The 7234-nt window shown below is 61.5% G+C and carries 11 protein-coding genes and 1 pseudogene; 4 read left to right on the plus strand and 8 right to left on the minus strand.

Annotated features, from left to right (window positions below):
• Positions 1-17 precede the first annotated feature (17 nt).
• A complete protein-coding gene (gene dinB / locus ACSZPK_RS26665; protein WP_437884628.1) occupies positions 18-1079 on the minus strand; it encodes a DNA polymerase IV in 1062 nt (353 codons plus the stop codon).
• Positions 1080-1403: 324 nt separating this feature from the next.
• On the minus strand, positions 1404-2207 hold the full coding sequence (locus ACSZPK_RS26670; RefSeq protein WP_437884640.1) for a DNA adenine methylase: 804 nt from the start codon (positions 2205-2207) through the stop codon (positions 1404-1406).
• Between the two features lie 302 nt (positions 2208-2509).
• On the opposite strand from ACSZPK_RS26670, the gene ACSZPK_RS26675 reads away from it, so the two are divergent.
• From ACSZPK_RS26675 to ACSZPK_RS26690, 4 genes are read left to right on the plus strand one after another with little or no spacing between them, the layout of a single operon-like run.
• A complete protein-coding gene (locus tag ACSZPK_RS26675; protein WP_437884629.1) occupies positions 2510-2716 on the plus strand; it encodes a hypothetical protein in 207 nt (68 codons plus the stop codon).
• Between the two features lie 42 nt (positions 2717-2758).
• On the plus strand, positions 2759-3142 hold the full coding sequence (locus ACSZPK_RS26680; protein ID WP_437884630.1) for an Aca2/YdiL-like domain-containing protein: 384 nt from the start codon (positions 2759-2761) through the stop codon (positions 3140-3142).
• On the plus strand, positions 3139-3834 hold the full coding sequence (locus ACSZPK_RS26685; protein WP_437884631.1) for a hypothetical protein: 696 nt from the start codon (positions 3139-3141) through the stop codon (positions 3832-3834). The genes ACSZPK_RS26680 and ACSZPK_RS26685 overlap by 4 nt, the downstream gene beginning before the upstream one ends.
• A complete protein-coding gene (locus tag ACSZPK_RS26690; protein ID WP_437884632.1) occupies positions 3821-4453 on the plus strand; it encodes a hypothetical protein in 633 nt (210 codons plus the stop codon). Before ACSZPK_RS26685 ends, ACSZPK_RS26690 begins: the two co-directional genes overlap by 14 nt.
• A gap of 125 nt (positions 4454-4578) precedes the next feature.
• Here the strand turns inward: ACSZPK_RS26690 and ACSZPK_RS26695 are convergent, their stop codons facing one another.
• The 6 genes and pseudogenes from ACSZPK_RS26695 to ACSZPK_RS26720 all read right to left on the minus strand — a co-directional run.
• Positions 4579-4860 (minus strand): hypothetical protein, encoded by a 282-nt coding sequence (locus tag ACSZPK_RS26695; RefSeq protein ID WP_437884633.1) that lies wholly within the window; start codon positions 4858-4860, stop codon positions 4579-4581.
• Entirely contained in the window at positions 4857-5243 is a 387-nt protein-coding gene (locus tag ACSZPK_RS26700; protein WP_437884635.1) for a hypothetical protein, read from the minus strand. The genes ACSZPK_RS26695 and ACSZPK_RS26700 overlap by 4 nt, the downstream gene beginning before the upstream one ends.
• On the minus strand, positions 5243-5584 hold the full coding sequence (locus ACSZPK_RS26705) for a DUF6527 family protein (RefSeq protein ID WP_437884636.1): 342 nt from the start codon (positions 5582-5584) through the stop codon (positions 5243-5245). The genes ACSZPK_RS26700 and ACSZPK_RS26705 overlap by 1 nt, the downstream gene beginning before the upstream one ends.
• Positions 5581-6117: a hypothetical protein gene (locus ACSZPK_RS26710; protein ID WP_437884637.1), complete on the minus strand. Its 537-nt coding sequence runs from the start codon at positions 6115-6117 to the stop codon at positions 5581-5583. Before ACSZPK_RS26710 ends, ACSZPK_RS26705 begins: the two co-directional genes overlap by 4 nt.
• Before the next feature lie 108 nt (positions 6118-6225).
• On the minus strand, positions 6226-6462 hold the full coding sequence (locus ACSZPK_RS26715; protein ID WP_437884638.1) for a hypothetical protein: 237 nt from the start codon (positions 6460-6462) through the stop codon (positions 6226-6228).
• A pseudogene (locus ACSZPK_RS26720) lies at positions 6462-7234 on the minus strand (hypothetical protein); the annotation flags it as partial. The gene ACSZPK_RS26715 and the pseudogene ACSZPK_RS26720, both read right to left, overlap by 1 nt.

Consider the following 7234-nt stretch of genomic DNA (forward strand, 5'->3'; position numbering starts at 1 on the left):
TTCTCCTCGGCAGTGGATCAACGCACGAACAGCTCCAACTGCTCGAAGCCACCGCGCAAATCGACCAGGCGCACGCCAACGCCCAGCAAGCGGACTGGTTTGTTGCCACGCGCAAAGGCGTTGCCGAGCAGGCTCGCGTAGCTCTCAAGATCGCGACGCGCGCCGGCCTGCTCCAGGGTGGTCTGGGTGAAGTCGTGGAACTTGACCTTGACGAAGGGCTTGTCCGCTCGATAGCCGCTGTCCAGCCGCGCCACCCGCACTTCCAGTTGCTCCAGTAGCTCCGGCAGGCGTTGCAGGCAGGCCTGCAGATCGACCAGGTCGGTGTCGTAGGTGTTCTCGACACTGACCGACTGGCGCCGGCTGTCGACCTGTACCGGGCGTTCGTCGATGCCATGCGCCAGGTTCCACAAACGCTCGCCAAAGGCGCCGAACTCCTTGACCAGGTTCAGCCTGCTCCACTGGCGCAGGTCGGAGCATTGGCGAATATCCAGGCGCGCCAGCTTGTCGGCGGTGACCTTGCCAACCCCGTGCAGCTTGCTCACCGGCAACTCGGAGACGAAATCGACCACCTGGTCGGGGGTGATCACGAACAGCCCGTTGGGCTTGCGCCAGTCGCTGGCGATCTTGGCCAGGAATTTGTTCGGCGCCACCCCGGCCGATACGGTGATGTGCAACTCACGGGAAACCCGGCGACGAATTTCCTGGGCTATACGTGTGGCGCTACCGGCGAAATGCGGGCTGTCGCTGACATCGAGATAGGCTTCATCCAGCGACAGCGGCTCGATGATCTCAGTGAAGTCGCGGAAGATGCCGTGGATTTCCCGCGAGACACCCTTATAGACATCCATCCGCGGGCGCACCACGCGCAAATCCGGGCATAGCTTCAGGGCCTGCCCCATCGGCATCGCCGAGCGCACACCCCAGGCCCGCGCTTCGTAATTGCAGGTCGCAACCACGCCGCGTCGGTCCGCCGCGCCGCCCACGGCCAGTGGTTTGCCGGCCAGGGTTGGATCGTCACGCATTTCGATGGCGGCATAGAAGCAATCGCAATCGATGTGGACGATTTTTCTTTGACCCATAAACCTATGATTTTCCTAGATAAAACTAGTCATATCGCACGATATACCCCGCTCTGATACCCGCTTTTTCCAGAGCTGGAATCTCGCTTTAAACGCCGGCGGCCATGCGCCTTGCGAAAGTCTTTAATCCGACGAACGGCATAGCTATGCCGCCGCACCGGGCAGCCTAAACCATCCAACTCAACAGGTCGATTCTGCCTGATCGGCTGAGCATCGTTGCGCCAGGGTGCCCTTAAAGCACATTCTATAAACTTTTTGAAATAGACGAAAAAAGCCCCAGACCGCACGTGGAATGCGGCCTGGGGCTTTGCTTTATGTGCTGCTTCAAATCCCGGCGAACAAACCGCCCAGGGCCTCTGGCTTCCAGTTCATGATCACCAGCTCTCCCGTAACCGCCGCCGATCCCTGGCGCTGGTTGGTGGTGCTGTAGCGGATATCCAGTTGCTCGAAGTGAAAGCCATCGAACACCCGACGAATATCGGGATGGTCGTTGATGCTGACCATCACCTTGCCCTCACAGCGCCGCATGAAGTCGGCCATCCGGCCGTACTCTTCGAACGGGAAATCGCAGCCGTAACCCTCTGTCTGCCAATACGGAGGGTCCATGTACAGGAACGTATGCGGTCGGTCATAGCGCTCAGCGCAGTCGAGCCAGGGCAGATGCTCGACGTAGACACCGGCCAGACGCTGCCACGCGGCAGAGAGATTCTCCTCGATTCGCATGATGTTCGGCGCCGGACCGGTGGTGGCCGTGCCGAATGTCTGGCCAGACACCTTGCCGCCAAAGGCGTGGTGCTGCAGGTAGAAGAACCTGGCGGCCCGCTGAATATCGGTCAGCGTCTCCGGGCGGGTGACCTTCTGCCACTCGAACAGCTGGCGGCTGGAGAGAGCCCACTTGAACTGCCGGACAAACTCTTCGACGTGGTTCTGAATGACGCGGTACAGCGACACAAGATCGCCGTTGATGTCGTTGAGCACTTCGACCGGCGCCGGCTGCGGGCGAAGAAAGAACAGCGCCGCGCCGCCGGCGAACACTTCGACGTAGCACTCATGAGGTGGAAACAGCGGGATCAAGCGGTCGGCCAGGCGGCGCTTGCCGCCCATCCAGGGGATGATAGGTAGAGTCATTGCAAGCCTTATACTGGATGAATAAACAGTGATAGACTCGCCGCGCTTCGTGCACGAGGCGGGAGCCTTGGCGGGGCTTGCAGGCGTGATCTGCGAGTTCTGTGCCAGGGTCGCATGTTGGCGCATGCGACCCTGGCGCTCCTTTCAATCAATCGAATCGACACCTCCTTCTCGCTCAAGACAACGGCGGCACGCTGGCCGAGAAAATATTTCAATGCGCCTATTGCATTGTTCGCGATCACGAACAATAATACACCCACGCTTACGAAATAGTTCGAAGCGCCCCTACTGAGGATTCTGCAATGACCACTATCTCCATCGCCTACGAAGTTCCTGCCGCTACCGTTGAAGCCATCCGCGTGATGCTGGATGAAGTAGCCCGCACCGACGTGAACTGGAATGGCGCAGACTTCAAGATCGTTCGTGATGACTTCACGAGCATCGAGGAAGAAAGCTACGACGCCGCCGCCCTTCTGAACAAAATCAACGACGTCATCGACGGCAAATAAGTCGAAGCCCCGCCCAGTGCGGGGCTTTCTTTTGGAGAACATATGCGCGATAGCATTGCCCCCATGAACAACCTTGAACTCCAGGCCGCCCGCAAGCTGCTGATGATGGATGTCAGCGAAGCGGCCGCTGAAATCGGCAAGGTCTCGCCTCGCACATGGCAATACTGGGAGGCTGGGCGCAGCCCGGTTCCGACCGACGTTGCACTCGAGGTTGAGGCCATGCTTGAAGTGCGGCTCGAGCGTATGCGCGCAATCGACGATCAACTGGCGCAACTGGCCGAAGGCGAGACACTAAAGCTGCCCTACCACACCAGCTTCGAGACCTATGCCGCTGCCGATACTGCCGCAAGCAAAACCCTCTGGCGCATCGATCAGAGCATTGCGGCGATGTACTACACAGAAGGCCATGCAGAGCTTGTTGCATGAAAAAGAAAAAAATGGTGTGGACGCCAGAAAAAATCAAACTGCTCGGATCGATGTCGGACGCTCGGCTGGCCGCAGAACTAGACACAACTCACGCAATTGTACGAAAGCAGCGAATTGCACAAGGGATAGCACCGTCAGTTCGCCAGAAAGCCCCAAAAGAGTGGACAAAACAAGACATTGCGCTGCTTGGAACCATGACTGACAAGCAGGTTGCAGAGAAAACAGGCCGCACTCCTGCTGCCGTTTACATCGCGCGGCGAGAGAGGAATATTCCCGGCGCGCGTATTGCCTGGCCTGACCATATTCTTGATCAACTCGGCAAGGTCGCAGACGAAGACATTGCACAAGAACTCGGCTGCTCCGCAGCAACCGTCCTCAACAAGCGAAGGTCGCTAGGCATACCCGCTGCACGAAAGCGGCGCACACATCATGCCCCCGAATTGGCATGGGCCGACGTAGAGAAACTGACTCAGCCGGAGTTTTTTCGCGCAGTCAGGAGCGCCCTGGAGAAGCACTGGGGTCGGAAAGTTATTTATTCCGACATAGCCAAAATCACCCTCTACAGCCTTTCTCGCATTCAAAAGTGGGCCACGCCAGGGTCCGCACAAGAGCCGCTGGCCGTAACCGTTCGGCATCATATCTGGGCCGCCACGCAGCTTGCGCTACTGAACTTGAGCGATGCCAAAACTTAACCGCGCAGGGATGTCGTTCGGCAAACTGACTGTTTTGCAGGACAGCGACACGTCAGATCAGTTGCTTTGCCAATGCGCATGCGGCCGCGAGGGGAACTACCCGCGCACAATCAGCAAGCCGACATACAAGGGGCGGCTCATGTGCGCCTGGTGCGCCGGATCGCCATGCGTTATTTGCGGCACACTGATACCAGCAAATCCTGGGCGGCAAGCTGCAACATGCTCGTCAAGGTGCGCCGCCGAGCACGTCAAGCGCCGTGGCAAGACGTACTACAACAGCGTCAAAGACAGCGAGCACTGGCGTGCAGTGCGGGCAGCGTACCTTGATCAACTCAAGCAGCGCGTGCAGAGTGATCCAGGCTTTGCCCATAAACTTGCTGAAGCGCGGCGAGCGGCAGTAAAGCGCTACCGCGCCAAGCTGGGCGCGGCCGAGCGCGCACGGCATCTCGCCATCGTAAGGCTCGCCGCACGCAAGACGCTCGAGAAAATACGGGCTAGCGGCGGCTACCCTGCATATCTGGCAAAAAATAGAGCTTGGTACGCAGCGTTGAGCGATGAGGAATATGAACGCATATACGGCAGAAAGCGGGGCAGCTACCGGCGCCGCACTCCTGCATAGCCCCCCGAAAGCCGCACCCGATATCCGAGCTCAGTAGGCCGGGTCGATAGCAGCGACTTGCCTGACCTTTCCAGACGAATCGACAGCATGAGTGCACTCCAGAGGCCAAAGGTCCGGAGTGTACTCTATCGACACGCCTCATTCGCCGCCCGCAGCTCACGCTCATAGCCGATCCGCTGGCGGCGCTCCGCAAGCAGCGCCCTCGCCTTCACCTCCAGGCTGTCGGTCTTCTTCAGGCCGGCAGCCGCCCAGGGCGGCACCGCTACTTCCTTGGTCCGGCACGGCACTGCCACCGGAACCTCCACGCGCACAACGCGCGGCTCAGGCTCTTCAACTGCCTGGCCAGCGCACCCCGCCAGCGCAATGACCAAAATTACACATGGTGTAAAGACGGACAGTTTGCTCATAGCCCCAACTCCCGATCAATCACGCTCTCGGCTGCTGCACACGCATCGCCGCCTGTCCGCTCCTGCTGCAAGCGGTTCGCCGCCTGGTAGTCGGCCTCCGCCTCGGTGCGCGCCTGAGCCTGCACCAGCTCTGCCTCAGCAGCCCTGGCCTCGCCGGCGGCGCGCAGATCGGCCAGGGCGGCGTTCTGCTCTCCAACCTGGACCAGCAAGGTCGAACGAGTCTCGCGGCACGCCACAAGCTTGTCGTTCGTGTCCTGCTGCTTGGCCTGGAGCTGCACCAGTTCATGCTGCAGATAGACGACACGGACCTGCTGGCCACCGCCGACCGCGAGCAGTGCCAGAATCCACCAGCACCAGGCCGGCACCGCCGCTGCCCAGGCCATCACGCGGACTCCAGCGGCGGAAGATCAACCGTCTGCCCCGCTAAGGCATGCGTGCAGTCGCTCAGAAACTGGATGCGCCCGTCTGTCACGAACGAGTGGCATACAAACGGCCTGGGCGTGACAGTTCCGCCCGCCATGAGAATCGCATGCTCCTTTTCGGTTACGCGCTCAACGCCCTTGGCCAGAATCGACGGCGTCAGGGTCGGCTTGTCGAGCGAGCCGTTGAACTGCCAGCGAGGCCCTGGCCCCTCGCCGGTCGGCAGGCTATGCCCGAAGCCGCAGCCAGGACAGTCGAAGTAGACTTCGCCGTTTGCCTCAATCTCTACGACTGGCACGCTCATACCGACACCTCTTCCATAGCGGCTACGTAGTTCCGGCCCCACTTCGCACGCAGCTCGGCACGCTTCTCTGCCGTGCCGCGCTCATGCGCACCAGGCCGCCAGGTGCGCAGGTACAACTGCCAGGCGCCATCAACATCGCCAAGGGCGGGCAGCTTGGACGGGTCGGTATACAGCAGCAGCCGGGCCAGGCCAGCGGCCAGCACGTCGTCATGCTCGATGGCGTTCCACACAGCGGCAGCAGAAGGCACTACTCCGCGAACGGCACACAGCCCCACGGCCAGGTCACGGATGTTGGCGTCGCGGTAGCGGAGCAAGCCGGTGACCATCCCGCCGCCCTGCTCGGCCTGCCAGAACGACTTAGCGGGACCAACTGGCTTCGGCGGCGAGCCGGTCAACTGGCGCCGGTGCTCGAACCGGCTCTCCTGAAGACCGATGGCCAGCACCAACACCTCGGCCGGGGCGCTGGTCATTTTCGCGGGAAGCAGCAGGAGCGCCTCGGCCAGCGGGCCGTTGCGCATTTCGCGTGGGGTCATATTTCCTCCTGATAATAAAAAGCCCGCACGATGGCGGGCCGGAATCTAAGCCAGGGCTTAGATCAGTTGGGTTTGATGATTAAGAATTGATCGAATCTAAGCTGTGGCTTAGACATCCACGTCGAGGTGCGGCAGGTCCGGCGCGGCGCCGACGATCACGCCGTCAGCGATGTAGGCCTTCGAGTTCACCGGTACGTCGACGCCGCGCACGGTGACGCTGGTGCCGGTGCGTAGCTCGACCTGGCTCAGGCCGGTGGTCGTGTCGATGCTGATCACCGTGGCGACGGTGCGGACGCCGCCGGGCAGCAGGCCGATGAAGCGTTTCCAGGGGTTTACCGTTGCCATCAGTAGTGCCTCTCCAGCTTCAGGACTTGAGCGACCTTCACCGCGCCGGTGCCGTCTGCGCTGATCTCGACCGACAGGCACAGGCCGTCCCAACTGCCAGTTTCCTCGGGCACGCGGTAGAGGTTGCCGGGCAGGCATAGGCCGACGCCGTGGTCGTCCGCGAGCGGGAACAGTGGGATCGTGAAGCCGACGACTTCGATGTTGCCGCCCTTCGACAGTTCGTGAACGCCCCGGGCCCGGTTCGCTTCTTCGCCGGTGATCCAGTCGTCGAACACGTCAGCAGTCGGCTCATCGCCGGCAGTGCCGGAGCGACGGACGAGCATCGACACGCCGTGGCTTGTACCGCTGACGTAGCACGCGTTCCACTCCGTTTGCGGCGTCCACTCGCCGGACAGGTCGGTCATCATCGCGGGCGGGATGATGCGCGAGATAGGGGCCTCGACGCCGTTCCACTCCCACGGCGGCGCTGGATAGCGCGGGATCACTTCCAGGCTGTCGCTGTCGCGGGCTGGGCGGACGATGGCGCCGACGGTGCTGGCGATCTTCGCAATCACTTGGATCGCCGTCTGGCTCTGATAGCTGAACGCTCCGGCGGGGAACGTCCAGTCGGCAGGGCCGGCGTCCTCGGCATCCCAGGTCAGCGCAAAGCCGGTGTTGAGCAACTGTTCCTCGGCAGCCTGGCGGGCAGTGATCGCCGCGCTGTTCACGCCGGTGCGCAGCGGCGCGTAGGGCTCGGCCAGCAGTTGCTGGCGGGTGCCGCCGCTGATCGTGT

Source organism: Pseudomonas sp. LRF_L74, from assembly GCF_965644255.1.
Taxonomy (GTDB): Bacteria; Pseudomonadota; Gammaproteobacteria; order Pseudomonadales; family Pseudomonadaceae; genus Aquipseudomonas.

What these genes read in the sequence shown, in the direction of transcription:
- dinB (WP_437884628.1), bottom strand. Translation starts at nt 1,079, where the DNA reads ATGGGTCAAAGAAAAATCGTCCACATCGATTGCGATTGCTTCTATGCC.
- ACSZPK_RS26670 (WP_437884640.1), bottom strand. Translation starts at nt 2,207, where the DNA reads ATGACTCTACCTATCATCCCCTGGATGGGCGGCAAGCGCCGCCTGGCC.
- ACSZPK_RS26675 (WP_437884629.1), top strand. Translation starts at nt 2,510, where the DNA reads ATGACCACTATCTCCATCGCCTACGAAGTTCCTGCCGCTACCGTTGAA.
- ACSZPK_RS26680 (WP_437884630.1), top strand. Translation starts at nt 2,759, where the DNA reads ATGCGCGATAGCATTGCCCCCATGAACAACCTTGAACTCCAGGCCGCC.
- ACSZPK_RS26685 (WP_437884631.1), top strand. Translation starts at nt 3,139, where the DNA reads ATGAAAAAGAAAAAAATGGTGTGGACGCCAGAAAAAATCAAACTGCTC.
- ACSZPK_RS26690 (WP_437884632.1), top strand. Translation starts at nt 3,821, where the DNA reads ATGCCAAAACTTAACCGCGCAGGGATGTCGTTCGGCAAACTGACTGTT.
- ACSZPK_RS26695 (WP_437884633.1), bottom strand. Translation starts at nt 4,860, where the DNA reads ATGAGCAAACTGTCCGTCTTTACACCATGTGTAATTTTGGTCATTGCG.
- ACSZPK_RS26700 (WP_437884635.1), bottom strand. Translation starts at nt 5,243, where the DNA reads ATGGCCTGGGCAGCGGCGGTGCCGGCCTGGTGCTGGTGGATTCTGGCA.
- ACSZPK_RS26705 (WP_437884636.1), bottom strand. Translation starts at nt 5,584, where the DNA reads ATGAGCGTGCCAGTCGTAGAGATTGAGGCAAACGGCGAAGTCTACTTC.
- ACSZPK_RS26710 (WP_437884637.1), bottom strand. Translation starts at nt 6,117, where the DNA reads ATGACCCCACGCGAAATGCGCAACGGCCCGCTGGCCGAGGCGCTCCTG.
- ACSZPK_RS26715 (WP_437884638.1), bottom strand. Translation starts at nt 6,462, where the DNA reads ATGGCAACGGTAAACCCCTGGAAACGCTTCATCGGCCTGCTGCCCGGC.